The organism is Pedobacter sp. R-06, assembly GCF_049913135.1.
Taxonomy (GTDB): Bacteria; Bacteroidota; Bacteroidia; order Sphingobacteriales; family Sphingobacteriaceae; genus Pedobacter.
On sequence record NZ_CP183977.1, the window covers coordinates 3,848,155 to 3,874,102 of the forward strand.

Below are 25,948 nucleotides of genomic sequence, written 5' to 3' on the forward strand. Positions count from 1 at the left end.
GCAATAAAATTTTCGAAGAAAATCGATTAATAAGTGTAAATTAAATCAACAAAGTTAATGCGATTAAAAATATTGACCGATGCCTATATCAGCAATAAAATTTAATAAAAAACAAAGTAAAAACTGACAAATCAAGAATTCATATAAAACACATTAATATTTAAAAATCAATAACTTAAATAATTTTATATAAATTAAATATTTACAAAAATCAGCAGTTGAAAATTTCAAAAAACTAAATATTTTAGCAAAGAATTTAGATGAATTTAAATATATCAAACAAGAAACTAATTATCAAGTATTTAAGCGTAATTACTTTAAGCTTTACATCACTATCGGTTTTTGGGCAGATTTTCAGCACCGCACAAAACCCACTTAGTGTAAAATGGAACTATATTTATTCAGGTGGCTTTAAAATCATCTATCCGCAAGAACTGGAGAAAGAAGCTCAAAGAATGGCTAATACCCTACCCTTCATCTACCCTAAAATAGGACTGGGTTTAAGGCAGCAAAAAACTGCTATCCCACTCCTACTCCAGAACCGCGGAACTGTAGCAAATGGCTTCGTACAGCTCGCGCCCAAGAAGTCTGAATTCTATGCCACCCCACCTCAGTTTTTCGACAGCCAGGATTGGCTAAACAACCTGGCTGTGCACGAGCTTAGGCACATCGCCCAGTTTGACAAATTGACAGGAACACAAGCACACCCCTTTCCTGAACTGGTTTACTTCGCTTACTTTGGCGCTGGCATCCCAACCTGGTTTTTCGAGGGCGATGCGGTGGTTAATGAAACTGCTTTGACTCATTCGGGCAGAGGCCGGCAGCCTAATTGGATCATGCCTTACCGGGCTTCAATTTTGGAGGGCAAAAAAATCTCTTACAGTAAAGCCTATTTCGGTTCGAACAAAGACGTTACTCCCGGCTATTACCAAACCGGATATTTGATGGTATCGGATATGAAAGAAAAATATGGGCAGTTCATTTCCGACAGCATACTTAGCGACATTAGAAAAAGACCAGTAAGACTGTACCCATTTTCGCAAAGCTTAAAAAAATTCACAAAGCAAAACTCAAGGACCTACTTTCTTTCTACCCAAAACAAGCTTGCTGAAAAATGGAAAATACAGGAAGAACAATCTATTACAGAAAGCTATGAAAGTTTAAATAAAAAAAACCATTTGGCAACTGATTATTTCCTTCCTTTCAGGCTAAATAAAACCCAGGTTTTAGCGCTCAAAGAAAGCAAGACAGATGCACGATGTTTTGTAATTATCAACGAAGATAAATCGGAACAAAAATTATTCGGAATTGGCTATCAGGAACTGCCTTGGTTTAGCCTAAAAAACGACCTTTTGGTTTGGGATGAAATACGCTACGATCCGCGCTATAAACAACGGAGTTATAGCGTAATCTGTTCGTACAATTTAAAGACCAAAAAATTCAACAAATTAAGCAGCAAAAGCAGACTCTTCTCTCCCAGCCTTTCTAACGACGGAAAGAAAATTATCGCATCCAAAGTGGAACTAAACAACCAGTTCAATTTGATTGAGTTAGATGCAAACTCTGGAAAAATTTTAAAGACTTACCCTAACCCTGCAAACGAAATCCTGCAAACACCCTCGTTTGATCAGTCAGGAAATAAGATTGCTTATATCAGCGTAAGTGAGAAAGGAAAAAGTTTATGGTTGATTGACGGAGAAAAAAAAATGCAATTGATTTCGAACAGCCGACAACAGCTAAGCCGACCGGTCTTTATTAAAGACAAAATTGTTTTTAACGCCCACTTTAATGGGATCGATAATATCTATAGTATCGATCCTGATTCGAAAAAAATAAATGCACTCAGCGCTTCGAGATATGGAGCCTTTAACCCTACTGAAACCGCTGATGGAAAAATCATTTTTAACAATTATAAAATCAATGGTTATGAAATAGCCGAAGCCGCATTAACTGAAAAACCTGTTGGAGAAAACAACTTTATCGATTTCTCCGCAGCTGCAGAAAAGCAGGAAAACGCAGGGAATGTTTTCGACAAGATTCCAGACAGCACCTACCAAACTAAGCGCTATCATCAGGCTTTAAACCTTTTCAGTTTCCATAGCATTATTCCTGTTATCGACAACGAATATGTTTTCGGTCTGGAGTTGCAATCAAACAATCTGCTCAACACGATGGACTTTTATACCGGTGCAAAATATCATCGCGATTTAAAACGTTTTGAATACACAGCAGACATTAGCTATAAGGCACTTTATCCCGTATTCAGTGTGTTGTACCGCAACCGCCCGAAAAGAACGTTCTACAAAGCTAAAAACGCGATACAACAAGGCGACTGGAGAGAGAACTATATCAAGCTTAATGCATCCGTTCCGCTTTCGTTCAACATGCGCAATGAGAACTATGCTTTTACCCTAAATGCAGCAACCAGTTTTACGCAAAGATATATGCCAGAAAACATGCCAACGGGTTTTATCCGCGAGCTTAAATTCCCAATGGAATACAATTTTACTTTCAACCATAGTGTGCGCACTACCGAAAGAGATATTGCACCCAAGTGGGCACAAGTTTTTAGGGCAACTTATAATCACCAACCCTTCGATAAAAATTTAAAAGGAGAAATCTTAGCACTCGAAAGTTTCCTTTACTTTCCTGGCTTTGCTAAAAACCACTCCTTTTTGGCAAGCTTCAATTACCAGAAAGCAAGTGGCGTAAACCAATACGCCACTGAGATTGCGACCGTGTATGGATATAACAACATCTTAGCAAAAAGCAAACTGCAGAACAGTCTACTTTTTAATTACCGTTTTCCCTTTGCCTTTCCCGATTGGGAATTGGGGCCTTTCGCTTATGTCAGAAATTTTAGGGCAGGTTTATTTTGCCATTATGAGAACATTGGTAAGGGTACAACCTTTAACGACCCGAAAACTTATGGGGTAGAATTAAACACCAGTGTAAACCTTTTGCGCTATCAACCTGTTGTAGATTTAGGAGCGAGATTGGTTTTTGTTAATCAGATTTACAATCAAAATCCGATATTAGAGTTTTCATTTAATTATAGCTTTTAAAACCATGAGCGCAAAAACAATCTCCATCATTATCCTGACTGCATTACTTACCATATTTTTAATGGTGAATACCGAACCTGTTGATTTCGATTTCCTGGTTACCACCGTTCCAGTATCTAAACTTTTGGTTATCGGTATTTGCATCATCATCGGTTTTATCATTGGCTTTGTTGTTGGCCGACCAAGAAAAACAATTAGCAGTTATGATGATGAGATCGAAAGAAACCAACCTTCGATAGAAAAGAAAAATACCTTAAGCGACGAGGACAGGGATTATATTAGCTAGGGCCAGGATTGGATAGGATTATAAGATTTCAGGATCATAGCGCTTCAGGATTCCAGATCATGATGTTTCCAGTATTATTAGATTTCAGGATCATGGCGCTTCAGTATCATGGTGTTTCAGGATTATTGGATTTCAGGATTTTTTAGTTTAATTTAGTTCAAAAGAAAATCCCTATTTCTTACAGTAAATTTTAATTTATTAATATGAAATATGGCGATTTAACAGGCCGAATTATTGGGTGTGCAATGAAAGTCCACTCTTTTCTAGGTTCAGGTTTTCAAGAAAAGATTTATCAAAAAGCCTTGGGTATCGAAATGAGGATAGAGAAATTATCCTACAAGGAAGAAATGACAATGAATATTTTTTATCGTGATATAAAAATTGGATATAGAAGAGTAGATTTTTTTGTTGAAAATACGATTATGTTAGAATTGAAAGCTGTTTCAGAATTAAATGATGCACATCTTGCGCAAGCGATTAACTACCTCGAAGCATATAAACTGCCTGTAGGATTGTTAATCAATTTTGGAAGTAGGAGCTTAACTTTTAAAAGAGTTTATAATACGAAGCACCCGGATAACAAGAGACATGATTAGTATGATCTGAGAATGACAAGACTTAAGTATCCAAATAATGCATAATGAATATATATGTCAGGGCTAATGTGATCTAGGGGTAGCAAGATTTAAGTGTCGATAAGAAGTGAATTTTATGAGCCTGATCTTGAAATCCTATCATCTTAAAAATCCTGGCTTATGGCGGTCATGATCTCACCATATAACAACCCGCTGCCCCCTCCATAATGCTGGATAATCTTCAGGTCTGGCCTTAAGGCGAGAAGTTTATTTTTCAGTTCAGCTTCTGATTCCTGATCGATTCCATTTCCAAGTAAAACCAAGTCAATGTGCTGTTCTTTGCAAATGGAAATGGCTTCTTCATTTTTACACACACACAAACCCCTCCATTCGGGCCTGGCATTTAACAAACGGTTCATTACTGCAGTAATTTCTGTATCCCGGCCGATATAAAGTATAGTAGTTTGCATAATTTTAAGTTTAAGAAATATCGTTGTACTTAAATAAAATCGTCATTTCGACTGGAGTACCGATATTGAATCGGTACCGAAATGGAGAAATACCTGGTCTCTACTCCAAGATTTCTCCTCCAAAGGAGTTCTTTTGGAACACTTCTGTCGAAATGACGATCTTCTAAATTAATTCAGTTCCATCGGAACATCCATCAATAAAACCTCTGCATCTGCAGTATTGGCTTTAAAACTAATGCTGTCGGTATCCCAAACGCCTAATCCATCTCTTTTGCTCAACACTTGTCCGTTTATGGTTACCTCGCCACTGATTACGAAAGCATAAACACCGTTTCCTGCCTTTTTGATTTTATATACTGTTTCAAAACCTTCATCAAACTTACCTAGCGAGAACCAGGCATCCTGATGAATCCATACGCCAGCGTCATCAGCGTTTGGCGATAAAATCTGCTGGAAGTTATTGTGCCTCGCTGCAACATCCAATGTTTGCTGATCGTAACGTGGTGTAACGTTTTTCTTATTCGGGAACAACCAGATCTGCAATAAATTTAACTGCTCATCTGCATTTGCGTTAAACTCGCTGTGGCTAACACCTGTTCCGGCACTCATTACCTGGATTTCTCCATTTTTAATTACGGCCGAATTACCCATACTATCTTTGTGCGCAATTGCACCAGCTAATGGAATGGTAATAATTTCCATGTTATCGTGTGGGTGCGAGCCAAAGCCCATTCCACCATCAATACTGTCGTCATTTAAAACCCTTAAAACTCCGAAGTGCATCCTTTCTGGATTGTAGTAGTTAGCAAAACTGAATGAATGGTGTGCATCTAACCAGCCATGATTAGCATGACCGCGGGTGTTTTCTTTGTGCAAAATAAACTGTGACATAATTTCCTTTCTTATTTATGATACAAATTTACTGCAGCGATTTTTGCCAGGCGTTGATGTAGGGTAAGAAAGTTCAGCGCGAAGTGTTTAGTATTGGGCGTTTATCGTGCCTGGCAAGCACAGCATCGCTATTAAGCTCCCGCAATGCATCTAAAGCTACCCAATTTGCTTTTTTATTGTTTTGAGCAAGGATATTGTTTGCTGTTTCGATGGCATACTGATGCAGGAAAGCATTTCGCTTGCCAATCTGCCTTAGTGCCCAGTTGATGGCTTTTTTAACAAAATTCCGGTTATCGTAGGCTTCTCTTTCAATGATTGGAAGAAAAACCAGAAAGGTTTCGTCAGGTTCTTTCTTTAGATGCACAGCTGCCTCGGCCATCAGCACAAAACCGGTACGTTTTATAAATTCGGCTTCAGCCTGGGCAAACTCAAAAACCTTCGACTTAAAATAAGGCGTTTTAACGATAAGATTTCCGCAGGCCTGATCACATATATCCCAGGAGCTAAAATCTTTTGTCCAGGCGTTTATTTGCGTTTCTGACACCTGTTTATAATCGCCAATAATGGTTGCTAAGAGGCGGGCTTCATGAAATCCGGTTTCCCAGAGCAATAAAGACAGCTCCTGATTCTTGCCAATTTGCTTGGCCAGTTTTCTGATATTCGGCACTCGGACGCCAAAAGCCTTAGAAATATCGATCCCAAAATGAGCCATCTTTTTTAGATAATCAGGCTCACTGATGGATTCTAGTTCGGAAAGAATAAAATCGATGTCGTTCATAATACGAATTTAGTTTTTTTGAAAGACTTTCGAAGTTTCAAAGACTCGCCCCCAGACAAAACAACTGAGAATGTTATGCCTTAATACTAAACATAATCAATCCTTAACACAGTTTCAGTTTTAAGTTTATATCCATCTTTTAAACTTGTTCCGATTTAACCATAACATAAACCCATGCAAAAAAACATCATCTGGATGCTATTAGCGTCCTGCTTATTCACATTTTCCTGCAAAAAGAATATATTACCAGAAGAATCGGCCAGCACAACTGTCCAAAACAAAAATATACGAATGGCCAACACTGCTGCAGCCAGCGTTGCCACTAGCGTAAATGCCTACTCCAATACATCGGCCTACATTAACACAGGCTTTACATTTTTAAACCCAACACAAATTGATAAAAACCGCCAGGCCATTGGTGGCAGTGCTTATACTGAGGTATACGGCTTTAATGTTCCCGAATAGAATAGGGTTAGAGGGATAAGGTGGAATGAAGATGATGAAACCACATCGATATGGCGCCCACAGGGAATCGCCGGTTTCTCGAGGAACGGTGTACGTTACTTATTGGTAAGCTGGTATGCCAAAGATGCAGCCGAGAGCAAAGGATCGAGAATAACCCTGATCGATATCAGCCCAAGCTCAAGCACTTATTTAACTTACAGGCACATTTTACTTGTACAGCCTACCCTTCCAACTGGCACGCTGGATTATACCCAATATGGCACTTACGCGCCTTTAAACGTACATGCCGGCGGAGTAGCTTATTTTAACGGCAAAATTTACTTAAGCAGTACAAGTTTGGGATTAAGGGTATTCGATTTAGATAAAATTATTGAAGTAAGCACAGGGACCGGTACAGATAATAAGTGCGGCAAAGATGCTAGTGGCAATCTTTATGCTTTTAATTACAGGTACATACTACCGCAAATAGGTTATTATAAAATTAACGAGGCAGATCCTTTTTCAACAGTACAGGTAAATTACGAGAACAATCAATTATGGACGGGGCAATATTATGCCGGAAGTGCAGATGCATCAATTGTACCTAAAATATTCGGATTCCCAATAAACACGTCTGGAGAATTGCAGAATTCAGGAATACAAACTGTCATTCCCAAAAACAGCTTGTTTACTTCAGATCACGCACATGGCATACAGGGCGTTTTTAGAAAAGGAAACAGAACCTGGCTTTCCTGCACTGGGTCGCCTAGCGAATCGTACGGATCAACCGCTCGTTTAGCAAGATATACCGATGGCGACACCAATACCGTTCGGTACAGATGGCCGTACGGTGCTGAATCGTTATATCTGGAAGCGCAATACGGATATTTATGGAGCTTAACTGAATTTGAACCCAATGCGGGCGCTCAAAATGGCAGTCAGGTTAACCGTTGTATATTTGCGGTAGATTTTTCAAAATACGAATAGTAGTCTTAATCAATAAAAAAGGGAGATTTCTTAAAAAGATCTCCCTTTTTTATTGATCTGTTTTTAAGCATGTATTAAGCCAAAGCCTGCTCAATATCAGCTAAAATATCGTTGATATGTTCTAAACCAATTGATAAACGGATAGAACCCTGCTCAATACCTACTTCATTGCGTTGCTCTTCGGTAAGTTTGCTGTGTGTACTGGTAGCCGGATGTGTTGCAATAGAACGGGTATCGGCCAGGTTTGCCGAGATCGAAAACATTTGCAAACCATCCATAAATTTACGTGCAGCATCAATTCCACCTTCAACCACAATGGTTACAATGCCACCGCCCTGTTTCATCTGCTTTTTGGCAATATCGTACTGAGGGTGAGATGGCAAAAACGGGTATTTAACCAGTTTAATTTTAGGGTGTTTTTCTAAATATTCTGCAACTTTTAAAGCATTTTCGCAATGGCGGTCCATACGGATGGCCAAAGTTTCTAAACTTTTAGATAAAATCCACGCATTAAAAGGTGATAAAGCTGGTCCGCTGTGACGGGCAAAAGCAATTACATCTGCAATTAAATCTTTGGTCCCTAAAATAACGCCCCCCAATACTCTTCCTTGTCCATCGATATATTTGGTTGCCGAGTGGATCGAAATATGTGCGCCGTACTTAATCGGCTGTTGCAGATATGGTGTGGCAAAACAATTATCAACAACCAGTAATACATTGTGTTTTTTAGCCAGATCGCCCAAAAATTCCAGGTCGATAATATCGATGCCAGGATTAGATGGCGTTTCAACAAAAATCATTTTGGTATTGGGTTTAATCAAAGCTTCCCAATCCTGTGGTTTATCCAGGTCGGCATAATCGAAAGTTACGCCCCAGTTAGAAAAAACATTGGTTAATAATTGATGGGTAGAACCAAAAACCGATCTGCTCGAAACCAAGTGGTCGCCATTTTTTAAAAACGCACCAAATGTGGTGAAAATAGCGGCCATACCTGTAGCTGTGGCGAAACCATCCTCAGCCCCCTCTAAAAGGCACATTTTCTCTATAAACTCTGAGGTATTTGGATTTGAATAGCGGCTATATACATTCCCTTCCTTTTCGTTAGCAAACAAAGCACGCATTTCTTCTGCATCTTCAAACTTATAACTCGAAGTAAGGTAAATTGGTGATGAATGCTCTTTGTGTAAACTGCGTTCGGTTTGAGTGCGTATAGCTATGGTTTCAAAATTTTCGGATTTCATTTTTAAGTATCAAGATTTGAGTATCAAGGGATGGGTATCAAGATTTGAGTATCAAGTATCAAGATGTAGTGTAAGAATAAAGTCGTCATCATAAATTTTAAGATTTGCTTCTCGATACTTGCTACTTGTTACTTTATACTTCTCTACTTTATCCTCCCTACCTTCCTATTTGTTTATTTTGTAAGTAAAATTAATAGTTGCAGAGCGGCCTAAAATATTCGATACGGAACAATATTTATCAAAAGTCATGGCTAATGCACGCTCCACTTTCTGTACGCTTAAATCGCCGAATAAATCGAAATGAATATCGATTACATCGAAAATCGGTGGCATTTCTTCCTCTTTTCTTGTGGCATTTATAGCGATTTTAATATCATCAAGTGGCTCTTTCTGCTTGGTTAATACATTTACCATATCGATGCCACTGCAGCCGCCTAATCCAACCAGTAACATCTCCATCGGCCTGAAACCTTTTCCCTCGCCCCCAACGGCGGCTTTTGCGTCCAATTCTACAGTAAAACCACTCTCGTTTTCTGCTTCAAAATTAAATTTACCGCTCTTGCGGATCAGATTTATGTTCATATTAATCGTATCGGGTATTGAGTATCAGGTATCAAGACCTTAAGCCCTCTACCTTCCAACCCACTACCTTAATTTAAATTTATTATTTAATACCCTAACATTTTTGCTATTCAAACGCCACGCGCCTTGCGCTTAGCTTAAATACCGTAAAATACTAAGTTATTTTCTTCCAGTTCGGGCAATTTAACCGGATGGTCGAAAATTGCAAAAACCGACGAACCGCTACCACTCATTAAAGCGAATGTTGCGCCTGCATCGTATAAACTGGTTTTTATTTGACGAATTTGGGGATACTTTGCGAATACCGATAGTTCGAAATCGTTGATAACCTTATTTTTCCATGTTGTTGGATGCAAATGTATAATTTCTTTTAACGATTGCAAAGGTTTTTGAGGTTTTACATGCGCATAAGCATCAGCTGTACTCACGTGTACAGGCGGTTTTACCAAAACTTTAAACCAGGCTGACAAATCTATTTCGCACTTTCCAAATTCATCACCTTTATTAAATGCGTAAACTGGTTTGTTTTCGATAAAAAAAGCACAGTCTGCCCCTAGCTTACGTGCGTAACCTTCCATCTTATCAACAGGCATCCCCAAATTGAATTTCTCGTTTAATAATTTGATCAGAAAAGCACAATCTGCCGATCCCCCACCCAAACCAGCACCAACTGGAATGTTTTTCAATAAATTGATCTGCTGCGCCGGAATATCATAATCCTTTTTTACCAATTGATAGGCCTTAAAACACAGGTTATCATTCGCATCGCCGGGAATATCAATGCCATGTATTTTGCACGAAGTTACCTCTGCATCAGTAATTTCGACAGAATCCTTAATATTGATCGGATAAAAAACAGTTTCAAGGTTGTGGTAACCGTCAGCACGTTTTTCGGTGATATTTAAGCCTAGGTTTATTTTTGCGTTGGGAAAAGATAGCATGTTAGTCCTGAGTTGTGAGTTCATGGTGCCGAAAACAGCAGACGTCTCATTTGCAAACATACAAAAGTGTTTTTTATGGCGTCGTGTTTCTTTGCATTTTATAGCCGGTTTTTTTGGAGCACAATTGCAGTGGTTCATCGCTAACTTTGTCCCCGTGTTCCGCTTTTACGCTTCGCTTCGTCGTCCCTCCTTGCTGCAGGGTAACACTGCACCCGGGGCTAAAGGGCCAGTGGCTACTCCTATTAATGTTTAAACGCCTAAAACATAAAATTCCAATCTGCGTAAAACAATTATCATTACAATGTTAGTAAGTGAACAGTGTGTATAAAAATGATTCACAACACCTGATAAATTTTAGATATTTGTAAATTATCAGAACAGTATGAAACAATATTTAGATTTAATGCAGCATGTGCTTGATCATGGCGCTCAAAAGCACGACCGTACCGGTACTGGAACCATAAGCGTTTTTGGATATCAGATGCGTTTTAACCTTCAGGAAGGTTTTCCGATGGTAACAACAAAAAAACTGCACTTAAAATCGATTATTCATGAACTGATCTGGTTTTTAACCGGCGATACCAATATTAAATACTTAAAAGATAATGGTGTTCGCATCTGGGACGAATGGGCTGATGAAAATGGAAACCTCGGACCGGTTTATGGTTCGCAGTGGAGGAGCTGGCCAACCCCGGATGGGCAGCATATCGATCAGATCACCAATATCATCAATACGATTAAAAACAATCCCGATTCGCGCAGGATTATTGTTTCTGCCTGGAATGTGGCTGAAATCGAAAATATGGCTTTGCCTCCCTGTCATGCATTTTTTCAATTCTACGTGGCTGATGGGAAGTTAAGCTGCCAGTTATATCAGCGTAGTGCCGATATTTTCTTGGGCGTACCTTTTAATATTGCATCTTACGCTTTATTAACCATGATGGTAGCTCAGGTCTGCGGTTTAGAAGCCGGAGATTTTATCCACACCCTTGGCGATGCACATTTATACAATAACCATATCGAACAGGCTAACCTACAATTAAGCCGCGCACCTAAAGCGCTTCCAACCATGAAAATCAATCCTGATGTAAAAAGTATCTTCGATTTCAAATTTGAAGATTTTACGCTGGAGAATTATGAAGCGCATCCGCATATTAAAGGAATAGTGGCGGTATAACCCCCCAGCCCCCTGAAGGGGGAGCTAAAGACATGGGGGAAAAGATAGCAATAAAACAATAATATAGAGATTAAGCACTACACATGAACGATGGAAATTCAAGTTCCCCTTTAGGGGCGGAGGGGTTGAACGATGGAACGGAAAAGCCCCTTCAGGGGTTATCCATTGCCGTAGCAGTAGGCGAAAATTACGCAATAGGCAAAAACAATCAGCTTTTATGGCACATGCCAGCCGATTTAAAATTCTTTAAACAAACCACATCGGGACACACAGTAGTGATGGGCCGCAAAACTTTCGATTCTGTAGGTAGACCGCTACCAAACCGCAGGAATATTGTGATTACCAGAGATCCCAGTCTAAAAATCGATGGTGTTGAAGTGGTCAATAGTTTAGATGAAGCTTTAGCAATTACCAAAGCAGAAGAAAAACCGGTATTTATTGTTGGGGGGGCTGAAATTTACAGACAGGCTTTGCCAAAAACCACCACACTTTATTTAACCACCATCCACCACCATTTCGATGCAGATACTTTTTTTCCTGAAATTGACCGGAACGAATGGAAATTAATCAGCAGTGAAGCCCATAAAGCCGACGAAAAGAACAAATACGATTATACTTTTGAGGTTTTAGAGCGGATATAAACCCGTTATATCGTCATTGTAAGGAGCTTTTCAGCTACCAAGCACTTAATGCTTTGGCAAGCAACGATCGTTGTAAGATTGCTTCCCCGAAAATTCGGGGCAGGCTGTCGTTCCTCCCCGCAATAACGTAATCTCAAAGAAGCACTTCTTCACTTGCCAGCTAAACCCGATATACGTGGATGCCCCCGATTTTTCTATCGGGGCAGAAACATTAGCGGGAGCGAACCAGAGCCAAAAGTGCTGCACCTGCTTTCCCAATCATGATCGTATCAAAATGCAGGTATTTAGTAAAACGATTAGCAGACAAAAAATGAGATTATTGCCCGATAAAAATTAATGTTAATAAATTATCAATTAAGGGGTTCTATAATTTAAAAATTTAATTAGATTTGCCGACTTGTTAAAAAACAGCGAAAGACAAATTATTTTAAACAAACAATGCAAGGAAAAGGTTTTATTAAGTTTATAGCGATAGTATTGGCTATCGTTTGTGCGTACGCACTTTCTTTTACTTTGGTAGCATCCAAGGTGGAAAAAGACGCAAAAAACGCTGCGAAGGGTGATTTGGCCAAAGAAAAGGCTTACTTAGATTCGATGAGTACCGTGAAAGTTTATCCAGTAGTTGGATTTACTTATCAAGAGGTAAAAGCGAAAGAGATTAATTTGGGTTTAGACTTAAAAGGCGGAATGAACGTAACGATGGAGATATCGTTAGCAGAGTTGGTAAAATCATTGGCAGGCAACCCTACTGATGCTAACTTTAACAAAGCAGTTCAGAACGCACAGATCCAGTTAAATGCCGGTGGTAAAGATTACATCAAAATTTTTGTTGATGAATTCGAAAAATTAAGCCCAGGAGTAAAACTTGCAGATTATTTTTCTAACCAGGATAACGCATCTCAGTTAAAACCTAGCGCAAGCAATAGCGATGTTGAATCTTTCTTGGAAAAAGAAGCCACTAGTGCGATCGATCGTTCATTTACAGTTTTACGTTCACGTATTGATGGTTTCGGCGTTGTTAGTCCGAACATGCAAAAACAAGAAGGTAGCAACCGTATCTTAATCGAAATGCCAGGTGTACAAGATAAAGAGCGTATTGCTAAACTTTTACAGGGTTCTGCCGAATTACAATTCTGGCAAGTATACCAGGTACAAGAAGTTGCGCCGTTATTAGAAAACATTAATAAAATTTTAGCTGCAACATTAAAAGCTGACGCGCCTGCAACTAAAGATACAACGGCTGCTCCAGCAGCTGGTGGTAAATTAGCCGGTTTAGAAAAAGCTGCCGCTAAAGACACTACGGCTAAAGGTGGCAAACTTGCTGGTTTAGGTAAAAAAGATTCGAGCGCAGTTAAAGCTGAATTGATTAAATCTAATCCATTGTATGCTGTTCTTAACCTTCCTATTTACCAAGGCGAAAACGGACAACAACAATTAATGCCAGGTGCAGTTGTTGGTATGTCGTTACAAAAAGATACTGCAAAGGTTAATGCTTATTTAAAACTTCCTGAAGTTGCTGCATCTATTCCATCTACGATGAAATTTATGTGGAGTGTTAAACCTAGAGAAGGTTCGAAAATTTTCGAATTATATGCAATTAAAGTGGTTAGTGCTGATGGCAAACCAGATTTAGGTGGTGAGGCAATCAGCGATTCGCGTGCAGATTTTGATCAAAAAGGTAAACCAGAAGTAACCATGTACATGACCAGTGAAGGTTCTGCCAAATGGAAAAAAATTACTGCTGAAGCTGCTGCTGATCCAAACAACAAAAAATCTATTGCCATTGTATTAGATAATCAGGTTTATTCTGCTCCTACCGTACAGAACGAAATTGCTGGTGGTGTTTCATCAATCACTGGTAACTTTACACAAGCCGATACTAAAGATTTATCTAATATCTTAAAAGCTGGTAAATTACCTGCTCCTGCTCGTATTGCAGGTAGCTACGTAGTTGGTCCAACTTTAGGTGCACAAGCTATTCACGATGGTTTAATCTCATTCGTAATTGCCTTTATCGTAATCTTAATCTTCATGGCGTTGTATTATCACCGTGCAGGTTGGGTTGCTAACTTCGCATTGTTAATCAACTTGTTCTTCATTATTGGTATCCTGGTATCACTTGGTGCAGTATTAACCTTGCCTGGTATTGCTGGTATCGTATTAACCATTGGTTTATCGGTAGATGCAAACATCCTTATTTTTGAGCGTGTACGTGAAGAGCTTGCCCATGGCAAAAACACAGCTGCTGCAATTAAAGAAGGTTTTAAACATGCAATGCCTTCAATTATCGACTCAAACGTTACCTTATTTATCTTAGGTGCTATCCTTTACGTTTTCGGTAGCGGTCCGGTTCAAGGTTTCGCAACTACATTATGTATCGGTATCCTTTCTTCATTATTTGCAGCAGTAGCCATTTCGAGAGTAGTTTTCGAATCGTTATTAAACCGCAAAATCGATGTAAGTTTCGATAATAGCATTACCCGTAATGCATTTAAAAACATCAGTTTTAACTTCGTTGGCCGTCGTAAAATTTACTACGTAATCTCTACCATCATTATTATTGCCGGTATTGGTATGTATTTCAAAAATGGCGGTTTAAACCTAGGTGTAGATTTTAAAGGTGGTAGAACTTATTTAGTTCACTTCGATAAAGCAGTAAACACAGAAGATTTAAAAGCTAAGTTAAACCCGGTTTTCGGTAACGAAACGCCTGAGGTTAAAACTGCAGGTGAAGATAGTCAGGTAAAAATCACTACTACTTTCCACATCGAAGATCAGGACATTAAAACTGATAAAGTTGTAGAAGATGCTTTAAACAAAGGTTTAGCCGGTTCTAAATATGAAATCGTAAGTTCGCAAAAAGTAACGCCTATCATTGCAAGTGATATCGTAAATGGTGCTTTCTATGCAGTATTGATCTCATGTTTATTCATGTTTATCTATATTGTAGTACGATTCAAAAAATGGCAGTATGGTTTAGGTGCAGTAATCGCATTGTTCCATGATGTGTTAATGGTATTATCTTTCTACACTATTTTAGACGGTATTATGCCATTCTCATTAGAAATTGGTCAGGATTTCATTGCCGCAATTTTAACGGTAATGGGTTACACCATGACAGAGACAGTTGTTGTATTCGACCGTATCCGTGAGAAACTAAAAGAATCTGGTAAAGAAGATTTACATGGAGAAGAGCGTAACAACTTAATCAACTTCGCATTGAACAGTACATTAAGTCGTACCATCTTAACCTCATTAACCGTATTCTTCGTGTTATTGGTAATCTTTATTTTCGGTGGCGATAGCATCCGCGGATTTATCTTCGCATTGTTAATCGGCCGTATCATCGGTACATATTCATCATTATGTATCTCTACTCCTATCGTAATCGATTTGGGTAGTTCAGCCGAGAAGAAAAAGTAAGAGATTAATTTCTTAAAATATATAAGCGCTCCGATGTATCGGGGCGCTTTTTTTATGCCAAACCTGATAGGTTTTAAAAACCCATCAGGTTTAAACATACCTTCGTCATACCAACGTTATATATTTATTATTAAGCTGGAATAACTGCCAAAACCTCATTTCATAAACCTTTTGGCCATCTTTTTGTTACATTAGCAATAGATAAACCGATACAAAAATGGATTTACAACTTCCTAAAAGCGAATACCCTAGAGTAGTTATAGTTGGCGGTGGATTTGGAGGAATTGAATTAGCTAAACGTTTAAAAAACAAACCCTTTCAGGTTGTTATGCTGGACAAGCATAACTACCATACTTTTCAACCTTTACTTTATCAGGTCGCTACAGGAGGTTTAGAAGCCGATTCGATCGCTTTCCCACTAAGAAAGATTTTTAAAGGACAAAAAAACCTCATTTTCCGGGTAACCAAAGTTACCGAAGTTAACGCAGCCGAAAACTGTTTACAGACTGATATCGGCAGAGTTAATTACGATTATCTTGTTATTGCTACAGGTTCTACCAGTAACTTTTTTGGCAATAAAGAAATTGAAGCCAACTCCATGCCAATGAAATCCATCCCAGAGGCCCTGGATTTGAGAAGTTTGATTTTACAGAATTTCGAAAAATCGCTGATCGAAAAAGATGTAGATAAAAAGAGTGCCTTATTAAACTTTGTTGTGGTTGGCGGCGGTCCTACAGGGGTTGAAACCTCTGGGGCTATTGCTGAGCTTAAAAAACACGTTATTCCGAATGATTATCCCGAAATGGATTTTAGTAAGGTAAATATTTACCTGATCGAAAATTCGCCAGAATTATTAGGTGTGATGTCGCCACAGGCACAGCAAAAAGCCAAAGATTTCCTTACCGATATGGGCGTTACGATCATGAACGAAACCAGGGTATTGGGCTATGATGGCCATACGCTTACCTTACAGGATAAAGCACCGATTTTAAGTTCTACGGTAATTTGGAGTGCAGGTGTTAAGGGACAAGTGTTGGCTGGTTTAGATAAAGCGGAAGTGGTAAGAGGCGGCAGATTGAAAACTGACACGCAAAATTTGGTGGCGGGTTATCAAAACGTATATGCCATTGGTGATGTTGCCGCTATTATTGATGAAGAAACACCAAATGGCCATCCTGGAGTTGCTCCTGCAGCCATCCAGCAAGGGCACCACCTGGCCAAAAACCTGATCAACATCAAAGAGAATAAACCTTTGGAGAAATTTAAATATTTCGATAAAGGCTCTATGGCTACAGTAGGTAGGAACAAAGCCGTAGTAGATATTGGCAAAATCCGTTTTCAAGGGGTTTTCGCATGGTTTACCTGGATGTTTGTGCACTTAATGACTTTGGTAGGCTTCAGAAACAAGATTATTGTTTTCGTGAATTGGGTTTGGAGTTATTTCAGTTATGACAGAGGAACCCGTTTAATTATCAGAACCTTTGCAAAAGATCGAAGTGTGGATTATAGAGACGAAGTACCAGCCATAAAAGAAGAAGTTAAGGTTTCTTAGTCTTTAGTCTTTAGTCTTTAGTCTTTAGTCTTTAAGGTAACTTTGATGATAAAAATTTGTTTCCTGTTTCTTCTTTTCTTTGTGAAAAACTTTGCGCATTTTGCGGTTAAACCAAAAACATGAGCCAAAACAACTTCAAATTAGTAGAATGTCCACGCGATGCGATGCAAGGACTACACGATTTTGTTCCAACCGGACTTAAGGTCGAATATTTAAACCTATTGTTAGAGGTTGGTTTCAATACACTCGATTTTGGAAGTTTTGTTTCACCCAAAGCCATCCCACAAATGGCCGATACCGCCGAAGTTTTAGCACAATTGGATTTGAGCAACACCTCTACCAGGCTTTTGGCCATTGTAGCCAATTTAAGGGGTGTAGAGAGCGCTGTAAAGCATCGAGCGATCGATTACCTTGGTTTTCCCTTTTCAATCTCTGAAACCTTCCAACAGCGTAATACCAATTCAAGCATAGCACAATCATTAAACACGGTAGAAGAAATGCTTTCACTTTGCGCTAAAAACAATAAGAAAGCGGTTGTTTATCTGTCGATGGGTTTTGGAAATCCTTATGGCGATGAATGGAATTATGAAATTGTAGAAAAATGGGCTGATGTACTCGTGAATAAAGGTGTGGAGATTTTATCGTTAGCTGATACTGTTGGCATTTCCACAGCAGAAAAGATCGAGAGCATATTACCTAAGCTGATTTCGAGGTTTAACCATACAGAAATCGGCATCCATCTGCACGCTACCCCTGCCGAGCGGTTTGAAAAAATAGAAGCTGCTTATCGTTCTGGAGTAAAACGTATAGATTCGGCATTAAAAGGTTTTGGAGGCTGCCCAATGGCTGCTGATGACCTCACAGGCAACATTGCTACCGAAGATGTAATTGGCTATTTGGCTGCAAAAGGAGAGAAATTAAACCTTGATATGGATAAATGGAACGAAGCCATGGTGTTATCAGGAAAGATATTTGGGTAAATCTCTTTTTAGCGCCTAGGCCGTCATTTCGAGCGGAGTGAAACGCAGTCGAGAAATCTGATCTAAAGATTTCTCCATTTCGCTGCGCTTCAGTCGAAATGACGATATATTTAGTTCATGCCTCGCAATGACGATTTTTTTGTTGAATACGCTGAGCTTTCCGTGTCTCCGCAGCAAATTATCCCTAAACCTTCTTCACCATTTTAAAATGCTGTATACCAGCCTCTTCAAATTGTTCTCCCTCTGCCACAAAACCAAATTTAGCGTACAAACTCATGGCATCTAACTGCGAGTTCAGGTAAATATAATGCGCATCCTCTGGCAAATCAGATAAAGCCTCGGCAATTAGCGCTCGGCCAACTCCTTGCCCTCTAAAATCTTTTAAAACCGCGAAACGTTCCAGCTTATAACCATTATCCGTTTTTCGCCATCTGCAGGCACCACAAGGCTGTCCGTTATTTGTTGCCAGAAAATGTGTAGATTCATCTTCATGTTCCCACTCCAATTCCGGCGGGCAGTTCTGTTCGTCTACAAATACAATCTTACGGATCGCAAATACTTTATCTAAATCTTCGGGATGGTTAACTTTTTGAACGTGCAGACTCATTATCGTGTTGTTTAAAGTGTTTATTCGATTTTAATTTCGATTCATTTAGCTCTTTCGCTACATCTATCGAATGTGAACAATGAATATCGGCCTCTTTTTTGGCAAGTGTAGCAATCGTAACGTAAAATTTATGTAATTGATCGAGTTCTTTTTCGCTCAAATCTTCTATATCGACCATCCGGTTACTTGCCCCCTGCTGCGCAGCAATCAATTCGTTCAATTTTAACTGAATGGCCTTACCATCTTTATTCTGTGCCTTCTGGATCAGAAAAACCATCAAAAAGGTGATAATCGTGGTACCTGTATTAATCACCAATTGCCAGGTTTCAGAGTAATTGAAAAGTGGCCCTGTTACCGCCCAAATAACGACAATCGCCGTTGCGGCTATAAATGCAACAGAACTACCCGTAAATTTGGTTGCCGCATTGGCAAATTTCTCGAAAAAATTATTTCTTTTGGTATCGTTTTTAGATTTTGCCATTACAATTTGTTTGATTAAATATACCATAAAACAAACAAAAGCGCCATAAGTTTTTAAACCCATGGCGCTTTTGCTTAATTATCGAGTGATTGATTTTTGAATGATTGAATGTAAATCCAATCTTCAAAACCAATCGAACTTACAACTTATCGTTAACGTTGATACAGTTTAGATCTTCGAAAGCAGCAGTTAAACGCTTTACAAAAGTTTCTTCACCCTTACGCAACCAAACGCGTGGATCGTAATATTTTTTATTTGGTTTATCATCTCCATCAGGATTACCAATCTGACCTTGAAGATAAGCTTCGTTCTTTTTGTAGTATTCTAAAATACCTTCCCAAAATGCCCATTGCATATCGGTGTCGATATTCATTTTAATCGCACCATAAGAAATTGCTTCTCTGATTTCTTCCTGAGTAGAACCAGAACCACCATGAAATACGAAATTGATTGGTTTCTCTGCAGTTAAGCCGAATTTTTCTTTGATAAAATCCTGAGAATTTTTCAAAATTACCGGCTGCAATTTTACGTTACCCGGTTTATAAACACCATGTACGTTGCCAAAAGCGGCAGCAACAGTAAAGCGAGGAGAAACTTTGCTTAATTCTTCATAAGCATAAGCTACTTCGCTAGGCTGAGTATATAATTTAGAGCTGTCTACATCGCTGTTATCAACACCATCTTCTTCACCACCTGTAACACCAAGTTCGATTTCGATAGTCATGTTCATTTTAGCCATGCGCGCTAAGTATTTAGCAGAAATTTCCATGTTTTCTTCAATCGACTCTTCCGATAAATCCAGCATGTGAGATGAAAACAAAGGTTTTCCTGTTTCAGCGAAGAATTTTTCACCGTAGTCTAAAAGTCCATCAATCCAAGGCAATAATTTTTTAGCGGCGTGGTCGGTATGTAAAACCACGGCAACACCATAATGCTCTGCCAATAAATGTACATGTTTAGCCGCCGATACAGCACCTAAAATACATGCTTGCAATTTCTCATTATCTAAAGATTTGCCTGCATAAAACTGTGCACCTCCATTAGATAGTTGAATCATAACAGGCGAATTTACTGCCTTAGCAGTTTCCAATACCGCATTAACCGTATTTGTACCGGTTACGTTAACTGCTGGTAAAGCAAACTGATGTTTTTTAGCCTGCTCAAACAATTCTTGAACGGCATCTCCGTAAATTACGCCTTTGTAGCCTTTTAAACTCATTTCTTGTTAATTTTATTAAGTCCGAAGTTATAAAAAAAAATAACATTCCAAGCTTTTCTAACAACAGAATTATTTGCCTAACAGCAAAATAAGGCCTATTTAGTGTAAAAAACACATTATCCTTAGTGTAAAAAAGACACACTTCAGTTTGCAATTAGCAGTTAGCAATAGCCTAAGCCGGGTCTTCAATTACCTATCCAACGCCGGCATTATTGCCTATCGACTATCAACCAATTAACCATTGACTATTTTTACGCCTAATAAAGGTTCGACTTTATTATATTTTTCGTTTCTTTGCAATCCAATTCTTCAAAAAATTATATGGCTTGGTTTAAGAGAGAAAAAAAAGGTATCATCACCACAACAGAGGAGAAAAAAGAAGCACCAGATGGTTTGTGGAATAAATGTCCAAATTGTAAAAAACCGCTACATCAGGCAGAACTTCAGGAAAACAAATACGTTTGTCATTACTGCGATTACCACCTGAGAGTAGGCTCAAAAGAATATTTCGAGGTTTTATTTGATAATAACGAGTTTAAAGAGCTGTTCCCTAACTTAACATCTGGCGACCCTTTAAATTTTAACGATAACAAACCTTACACCGATAGAATTAAAGAAAGTCAGGCTAAAACAGGCTTAAAAGACGCTATCCGTGCTGGTGTTGGTAAAATCGAAGGACAAGACCTTGTAATTGCCTGTATGGATTTCGCTTTTATCGGCGGTTCAATGGGTTCGGTAGTGGGCGAAAAAATTGCAAGATCAATAGATTATAGCATTAAACATAAAGTTCCGTTCCTGATGATCTCAAAATCAGGTGGTGCACGTATGATGGAAGCCGCATTTTCACTAATGCAAATGGCTAAAACATCTGCCAAACTTGCTTTATTGGGCCAGGCTAAAGTACCATACATCTCTTTATTAACCGATCCGACTACTGGTGGTGTAACTGCATCTTATGCCATGTTAGGCGATATTAATATTGCAGAACCAGGCGCACTGATCGGTTTTGCTGGTCCGCGGGTAATTAAAGAAACCATTAAAAAAGATTTACCGAAAGGTTTCCAAACTTCAGAATTCGTTCTCGAACACGGTTTCCTCGATTTTATTGTAGATAGAAGAGCCATGAAAGCTAAATTGGGCGCTTTTATTAAAATGATGAACAACTAGCTGGTTCAATAGTTCATTAGCCATTGGTTCGTTAGTGCAATCGACCAATAAACAAATGAACTATAATAAGAAAAGCAGGGCTTGAATAAATCGGTTAGTTCAGCCCTGCTTTTTGCTTCAAGTCCTCGCTACACTGCGGGCTTTTCATTTCAATCAGGTTTAATTAGATAATGTTGTAGTCCTTTTGAGGGGTTTTCCCAGCATGTGCTACAACCACCCCGCCCTGCGGGCACCTTTCCGAGGGAGGGGAATAAAAACACCACAATTTTTCTTATTTTTAAACTAACCAAACCATAAACTAAAATGAAAAAGCTATTCCTATTAATCTCCCTGATCACTGTTACGCTCGCTACACAAGCTCAGGATAAAAAAGCAAAAGCACCTTATGATGAAGCATTAGCTAAAAAACTCGGGGCAGATAATTATGGCATGAAAATGTATGTGCTGGTTATTCTGAAATCGGGTACAAACACTACAGAAACAAAAGCCAAAACAGATAGTTTATTTGCCGGGCATATGGCAAACATGGGTAAAATGGTCGAAGCACAAAAACTCGTAATTGCTGGTCCGATGGGTAAAAACGACAAAAATTACCGCGGCATTTTCGTTTTAAATACAAAATCGATCGAAGAGGCAAAACAACTACTGGAAAGCGATCCGGCCATAAAAGCCAAATTACTGGAACCGGAATTATACAATTGGTATGGTTCTGCAGCACTAGCCGAGTATTTGCCGTTTCATGATAAGATCCAGAAGAGCAGTTTTTAGTAATGTTTTGCCAGAAATATACAGAGAAAGTGTAATAGTGGGGTCAGATGTTACCATCTGACCTTTTTAGTTTAGTCAACAGTTTTTATGCTATTTTTTCACTACATTAAAAGAACCTGCATCCCACATCAGATCTTCATTAAATTTAGGCACCATTTTGTGCACTTGAGTCGGGGTTTTATCTACGGTAGTGATAAATTTCCACGTTTTACCTTGATCAGCACTGATGGCAAGTAATGTTGTCCTTAAAATCATTAAGCCCTCATCACCACTGCTTTTATTTTCCACGGAAATAGCACAATGAAGTTCTTTTCCCGCATGATAAACTTTTGAGACACCTATTATTTTTTGACTAACCGTTTTTATATTAATAAGTTTACTATGCTCATCGTTAGATTTTAACGCCATTACAAACTTATTTCTACCACCTCTATATTTAATTTCTGTAGGGTATAAAAAATTAACATAGTTTTCATAATCTTTTTTTAGATAATTATCTATCATCAATTGCGCTGTACGCTTGGCATTTGCAATAACATTCTGTTGAGAGAAGGAAAACTGTCCAACTAGGAGCAGCAATAGTAAAGAGACCGTTTTTTTCATCATTTATAAAAATTTGCTTAAAGTATGGAAATATAGGCGAAAAAAATATATTAATATAATTAAGGAATTCTCTTCAAAGGTTAGTGGCTCACCAACCTCAATCCTTATTTCAAGTATACATCATCAACCTATGCCCTTACGGACCGAGCGTAAAAGATTGCCACGGCGATGAAAAATCGCCTCGCAATGACGATCCTGCTTACTGCAACATTTCCATTAACATCCTTCAACCCTACTCCATATTTCATAAATTAGCTTATCAATAATCAACCCTAACTAATTATGAATAAAAAACTACTATTTTCTGCGCTATTGCTGTGCACTTCAACCTGCATATTCGCGCAAGACAAAAAAATAATCGACAATATTGTTAAAGAAGTGAACGAAAATTCTCAATTGGAAAAACTCGCACACGAACTTTTAGATGTTGTTGGACCACGTTTAGTCGGTTCTCCACAAATGAAACAAGCCAATGATTGGGCCGTTAAAAAATATAGCGATTGGGGCATCTCTGCAAAAAATGAAAAATGGGGCGAATGGGCTGGCTGGGAAAGGGGCATTACACACATCGATTTAATAAGTCCACGGGTTAGAACCTTAGAAGGTACACAATTGGCCTGGAGCCCTTCTACAAATGGTAAAACCATTAATGCAGAAGCGATTATTCTTCCTCAAATTACAGATTCGATAGCTTTTCAAAAATGGTTGCCAAATGTGAAAGGCAAAATCGTATTGATTTCGATGAATCAACTATCCGGCAGACCAGAAAAAAACTGGGAAGAATTTGCTACCAAAGATCTGTTCGAGAAATTTAAAAAAGAAAAAGCCGATGCCGCTAAAGCATGGACAGCCAGCATAGCCAAAACGGGCTTAACAGCAAAAACACTTCCTGTAGCGATAGAAAATGCGGGTGCGGTAGCAGTAGTGATCAATAACTGGTCGCAGGGTTTTGGTGTAGATAAAATTTTTGGTGCAAATACGATAAAGGTCCCAACTTTGGATTTATCGGTTGAAGACTATGGCTTGGTTTACCGCCTGGCGCTGAACGGCGATAAACCTAGGCTTAAAATTGAGGCAGAATCTAAAAAATTAGGCGTAGTACCTACTTTTAATACCTTAGCAGAAATTAAAGGCACACAGAAACCAAATGAATATGTGATGCTTTCGGCACATTTCGATTCGTGGGATGGCGCAAGCGGCGCTACCGATAATGGTTCTGGTACCATTTTAATGATGGAAGCCATGCGTATTCTAAAAAAATTCTATCCTAATCCAAAACGCACCATTTTGGTTGGCCATTGGGGCAGCGAAGAGCAAGGTTTAAACGGCTCCAGGGCTTTTGTAGAAGATCATCCGGAAATTGTAAATAACCTTCAGGCTTTGTTTAACCAGGATAACGGCACAGGCCGGGTGGTGAATATTGGCGGACAAGGCTTTGCTAAATCGAAAGATTACATTACCCGTTGGTTGGCTGCAGTTCCTGATACCATTAAAAACCAGATCAAAACCAGTTTCCCGGGGTCGCCTGGTGCAGGAGGCTCTGATTTTGCTTCTTTTGTTGCTGCCGGAGCTTTAGGTTACTCGTTAAGCTCTATCAGCTGGGACTATGGAACATATACCTGGCACACCAACCGCGACAGTTACGATAAGTTGGTTTTCGACGAAATCAGAAGCAACGTGATTTTAGCTGCCATCATGGTTTATATGGCCTCCGAAGATCCTGAGAAAACCTCAACTGAAAAAGCGACAGATTTACCTGTAAACGAACGTACCGGAAAGCCAGCAACCTGGCCGGTACAAACCAAATCGAACAGAAAAGGTGGGTTGTAAATAAAGATTTGAAGGAGCATTTGAAAACAGGTGCTCTTTTTTTTATTACCTCGGGTCGTCATTTCGAGCGGAGTGCAACACAGTCGAGAGCCACGTAGTGCTCAGCGAAGCTAAATCTATCTAGGTAGATCTCTCCATTCCACTGCGTTACATCCGATAGCTATCGGATCGAGATGACGACGCTTTTTATTGACAGAAATGCCTACTCCTCTTTCTTCTTAAATTTATAAAAAAGATACCCCAAAAAAGGCAGAATTAATACACTTCCCAATAAAAGTGCTAAACCCAAACTGTAAATTGTTTTTTCGGGTCCAACGGTTTCTAATAGCGAAATGGCATCTCCGCTTTTTAAACGGATAAAATTAGGAAAGTGGGCGTAACTAATTGCCAGGAGGATCATCGTTACCTGGAAGCCTGCTAAAATGCGTAAAATTTGGGTTTTGCCTTTAATCAATAGGTACCATAACAACACCAGAGATAAACTGGCCAATACAATTGCTGACAAACCGACTGTACTTTTAAACACCCAATCTATCAACGGAATTTTATCCCGCTGCGCAGCAATAAACACCATCGCACCAAAAACAACAGCAGCTATATTCATAAATTCGGCCTTTTTAATAAAACGGCGTTTATCATAAGCATCCTTGGTTTCGCCAATAAGATAGATGGCCGCAAGGAAACCACAAAGCGCTACTGTAAACAGACCCACGGCGATTGAAAACCAGTTTAACCAGCCCGAAATATAGGCGGTGTAAAAATCGGTTGCCTGTGTATTGATGTGTCCTGAAATTAAGCTTCCGGCAATTATGCCCAGGAAAAGTGCTGTAACAAAACTCGAATACCTGAAAATGCGGTTGTAAAGCCACTGCATATCATCTTTAACGGCATCGTAATGGCGAAATACAAAGGCGGTACCCCGCGCAATAATCCCAATGAGCATAATCGCCAAAGGAATATGCAAATACACTGACATAGTGGTATAAATATTCGGAAAACCTACAAAAAGGATTACAATGGCAATAATCAGCCACATGTGGTTAGCCTCCCACACCGGACCAATAGCCTGGTACATGGTTTTTCGGGTTCTGCTTCTATTTTTTGTTGAGGTAAAAAGCTCGATAATGCCCGCACCAAAATCAGCACCGCCCAACAAAAAGTAGAGCAGAATGGCCATGCATAAAAATGTAATTACAACTTCTTTCATATCTGAAAACTATTACACCGATGTTTTGATTTC

24 protein-coding genes are annotated in these 25,948 nt (G+C 39.1%); 13 read left to right on the top strand and 11 right to left on the bottom strand.

Annotation, left to right across the window (positions count from 1 at the left end; all coding sequences use genetic code 11):
• The first annotated feature begins 260 nt into the window (after positions 1-260).
• The 3 genes from ACN9MR_RS15355 (at position 261) to ACN9MR_RS15365 (ending at position 3,947) form a co-directional block, all read left to right on the top strand.
• Positions 261-3,065 carry a TolB family protein gene (locus tag ACN9MR_RS15355; protein WP_426324892.1) on the top strand — a complete coding sequence of 935 codons (2,805 nt, stop codon included), beginning with the start codon at positions 261-263 and terminating at the stop codon, positions 3,063-3,065.
• Positions 3,066-3,069: 4 nt separating this feature from the next.
• Positions 3,070-3,351 (top strand): lipopolysaccharide assembly protein LapA domain-containing protein, encoded by a 282-nt coding sequence (locus ACN9MR_RS15360; protein WP_426324894.1) that lies wholly within the window; start codon positions 3,070-3,072, stop codon positions 3,349-3,351.
• Between the two features lie 203 nt (positions 3,352-3,554).
• On the top strand, positions 3,555-3,947 hold the full coding sequence (locus ACN9MR_RS15365) for a GxxExxY protein (protein WP_426324896.1): 393 nt from the start codon (positions 3,555-3,557) through the stop codon (positions 3,945-3,947).
• Positions 3,948-4,090: 143 nt separating this feature from the next.
• Here the strand turns inward: ACN9MR_RS15365 and ACN9MR_RS15370 are convergent, their stop codons facing one another.
• From ACN9MR_RS15370 to ACN9MR_RS15380, 3 genes are all read right to left on the bottom strand, one after another.
• A complete protein-coding gene (locus ACN9MR_RS15370) occupies positions 4,091-4,396 on the bottom strand; it encodes a hypothetical protein (protein WP_426324898.1) in 306 nt (101 codons plus the stop codon).
• 168 nt (positions 4,397-4,564) lie between these two features.
• Entirely contained in the window at positions 4,565-5,287 is a 723-nt protein-coding gene (locus ACN9MR_RS15375) for a pirin family protein (RefSeq protein ID WP_426324900.1), read from the bottom strand.
• A gap of 73 nt (positions 5,288-5,360) precedes the next feature.
• Positions 5,361-6,065 (bottom strand): DNA alkylation repair protein, encoded by a 705-nt coding sequence (locus ACN9MR_RS15380; RefSeq protein WP_426324902.1) that lies wholly within the window; start codon positions 6,063-6,065, stop codon positions 5,361-5,363.
• Between the two features lie 174 nt (positions 6,066-6,239).
• Here ACN9MR_RS15380 and ACN9MR_RS15385 point away from each other — a divergent pair, with 174 nt between their 5' ends.
• Together ACN9MR_RS15385 and ACN9MR_RS15390 are read left to right on the top strand one after the other, a co-directional pair.
• Positions 6,240-6,530, top strand: a complete 291-nt coding sequence (locus tag ACN9MR_RS15385; protein ID WP_426324904.1) for a hypothetical protein — start codon at positions 6,240-6,242, stop codon at positions 6,528-6,530.
• A gap of 102 nt (positions 6,531-6,632) precedes the next feature.
• Positions 6,633-7,496, top strand: coding sequence for a hypothetical protein (locus ACN9MR_RS15390; protein WP_426324906.1), 864 nt, complete (start codon positions 6,633-6,635; stop codon positions 7,494-7,496).
• A 74-nt stretch (positions 7,497-7,570) separates the two neighbouring features.
• Here ACN9MR_RS15390 and ACN9MR_RS15395 read toward each other — a convergent pair whose 3' ends face one another.
• The 3 genes from ACN9MR_RS15395 to ispE all read right to left on the bottom strand — a co-directional run bounded on the left by ACN9MR_RS15395 (position 7,571) and on the right by ispE (position 10,260).
• On the bottom strand, positions 7,571-8,737 hold the full coding sequence (locus ACN9MR_RS15395) for a trans-sulfuration enzyme family protein (RefSeq protein ID WP_426324908.1): 1,167 nt from the start codon (positions 8,735-8,737) through the stop codon (positions 7,571-7,573).
• A 165-nt stretch (positions 8,738-8,902) separates the two neighbouring features.
• Positions 8,903-9,319 carry an OsmC family protein gene (locus ACN9MR_RS15400; RefSeq protein ID WP_426324910.1) on the bottom strand — a complete coding sequence of 139 codons (417 nt, stop codon included), beginning with the start codon at positions 9,317-9,319 and terminating at the stop codon, positions 8,903-8,905.
• 137 nt (positions 9,320-9,456) lie between these two features.
• Positions 9,457-10,260 (bottom strand): 4-(cytidine 5'-diphospho)-2-C-methyl-D-erythritol kinase, encoded by an 804-nt coding sequence (gene ispE / locus ACN9MR_RS15405; protein WP_426330231.1) that lies wholly within the window; start codon positions 10,258-10,260, stop codon positions 9,457-9,459.
• Between the two features lie 382 nt (positions 10,261-10,642).
• Between ispE and ACN9MR_RS15410 the strand changes: the two genes are divergently transcribed.
• From ACN9MR_RS15410 to ACN9MR_RS15430, 5 genes are all read left to right on the top strand, one after another.
• Positions 10,643-11,437: a thymidylate synthase gene (locus ACN9MR_RS15410; RefSeq protein WP_426324912.1), complete on the top strand. Its 795-nt coding sequence runs from the start codon at positions 10,643-10,645 to the stop codon at positions 11,435-11,437.
• Between the two features lie 83 nt (positions 11,438-11,520).
• Entirely contained in the window at positions 11,521-12,078 is a 558-nt protein-coding gene (locus ACN9MR_RS15415; protein WP_426324914.1) for a dihydrofolate reductase, read from the top strand.
• Positions 12,079-12,516: 438 nt separating this feature from the next.
• The gene (gene secDF / locus ACN9MR_RS15420; RefSeq protein ID WP_426324916.1) at positions 12,517-15,501 is read left to right on the top strand and encodes a protein translocase subunit SecDF; all 2,985 of its coding nucleotides are present in this window, start codon (positions 12,517-12,519) and stop codon (positions 15,499-15,501) included.
• Positions 15,502-15,718: 217 nt separating this feature from the next.
• Complete coding sequence (locus tag ACN9MR_RS15425) at positions 15,719-17,053, top strand: NAD(P)/FAD-dependent oxidoreductase (RefSeq protein ID WP_426324918.1); 1,335 nt, start codon at positions 15,719-15,721, stop codon at positions 17,051-17,053.
• A gap of 119 nt (positions 17,054-17,172) precedes the next feature.
• On the top strand, positions 17,173-18,033 hold the full coding sequence (locus tag ACN9MR_RS15430) for a hydroxymethylglutaryl-CoA lyase (protein WP_426324920.1): 861 nt from the start codon (positions 17,173-17,175) through the stop codon (positions 18,031-18,033).
• A gap of 184 nt (positions 18,034-18,217) precedes the next feature.
• Here ACN9MR_RS15430 and ACN9MR_RS15435 read toward each other — a convergent pair whose 3' ends face one another.
• The 3 genes from ACN9MR_RS15435 to fbaA form a co-directional block, all read right to left on the bottom strand.
• Complete coding sequence (locus tag ACN9MR_RS15435) at positions 18,218-18,640, bottom strand: GNAT family N-acetyltransferase (protein ID WP_057933453.1); 423 nt, start codon at positions 18,638-18,640, stop codon at positions 18,218-18,220.
• Complete coding sequence (locus ACN9MR_RS15440; protein WP_426324923.1) at positions 18,615-19,121, bottom strand: low affinity iron permease family protein; 507 nt, start codon at positions 19,119-19,121, stop codon at positions 18,615-18,617. Before ACN9MR_RS15440 ends, ACN9MR_RS15435 begins: the two co-directional genes overlap by 26 nt.
• Before the next feature lie 139 nt (positions 19,122-19,260).
• Complete coding sequence (gene fbaA, locus ACN9MR_RS15445; RefSeq protein WP_426324925.1) at positions 19,261-20,340, bottom strand: class II fructose-bisphosphate aldolase; 1,080 nt, start codon at positions 20,338-20,340, stop codon at positions 19,261-19,263.
• A 321-nt stretch (positions 20,341-20,661) separates the two neighbouring features.
• Between fbaA and accD the strand changes: the two genes are divergently transcribed.
• Positions 20,662-21,507: an acetyl-CoA carboxylase, carboxyltransferase subunit beta gene (accD, locus tag ACN9MR_RS15450; protein ID WP_057933455.1), complete on the top strand. Its 846-nt coding sequence runs from the start codon at positions 20,662-20,664 to the stop codon at positions 21,505-21,507.
• A gap of 303 nt (positions 21,508-21,810) precedes the next feature.
• Entirely contained in the window at positions 21,811-22,275 is a 465-nt protein-coding gene (locus tag ACN9MR_RS15455; RefSeq protein ID WP_426324928.1) for a YciI family protein, read from the top strand.
• Positions 22,276-22,365: 90 nt separating this feature from the next.
• Here ACN9MR_RS15455 and ACN9MR_RS15460 read toward each other — a convergent pair whose 3' ends face one another.
• Positions 22,366-22,881 (bottom strand): hypothetical protein, encoded by a 516-nt coding sequence (locus ACN9MR_RS15460; protein WP_426324930.1) that lies wholly within the window; start codon positions 22,879-22,881, stop codon positions 22,366-22,368.
• A gap of 279 nt (positions 22,882-23,160) precedes the next feature.
• Between ACN9MR_RS15460 and ACN9MR_RS15465 the strand changes: the two genes are divergently transcribed.
• On the top strand, positions 23,161-24,708 hold the full coding sequence (locus ACN9MR_RS15465) for a M20/M25/M40 family metallo-hydrolase (RefSeq protein WP_426324932.1): 1,548 nt from the start codon (positions 23,161-23,163) through the stop codon (positions 24,706-24,708).
• A gap of 202 nt (positions 24,709-24,910) precedes the next feature.
• Here the strand turns inward: ACN9MR_RS15465 and ACN9MR_RS15470 are convergent, their stop codons facing one another.
• Positions 24,911-25,915 carry a cytochrome d ubiquinol oxidase subunit II gene (locus tag ACN9MR_RS15470; RefSeq protein WP_426324934.1) on the bottom strand — a complete coding sequence of 335 codons (1,005 nt, stop codon included), beginning with the start codon at positions 25,913-25,915 and terminating at the stop codon, positions 24,911-24,913.
• Positions 25,916-25,948 lie beyond the last annotated feature (33 nt).